Here is a 256-nt window from a genome sequence, read left to right as displayed (position 1 = left end):
TGAATCTTGACGATGACCTACTCTCACATGGGGAAACCCCACACTACCATCGGCGATGCATCGTTTCACTACTGAGTTCGGGATGGGATCAGGTGGTTCCAATGCTCTATGGTCGTCAAGAAATTCTGTGTGCTGGGCCGTCGTTGAGACGTCCCTGCGAATCTCTGTAGTTCCTACTTAAAGACAAAACCCCTACCTGCTCGCGCAGATAGGGGTTTTGCGAAATGAATCTTGACGATGACCTACTCTCACATGG

Annotated in this window: 1 rRNA gene; it reads right to left on the bottom strand. The window is 50.0% G+C overall.

Annotation, left to right across the window (positions count from 1 at the left end):
- Positions 1–4 precede the first annotated feature (4 nt).
- Positions 5–120: ribosomal RNA gene (gene rrf / locus FS665_RS23215) — 5S ribosomal RNA — on the bottom strand.
- Positions 121–256 lie beyond the last annotated feature (136 nt).

It is taken from the genome of Pseudomonas sp. URMO17WK12:I11 (genome assembly GCF_007677725.1).
In the GTDB taxonomy this organism is placed as follows: Bacteria; Pseudomonadota; Gammaproteobacteria; order Pseudomonadales; family Pseudomonadaceae; genus Aquipseudomonas.
This window is presented reverse-complemented; position numbering and strand designations above follow the sequence as displayed.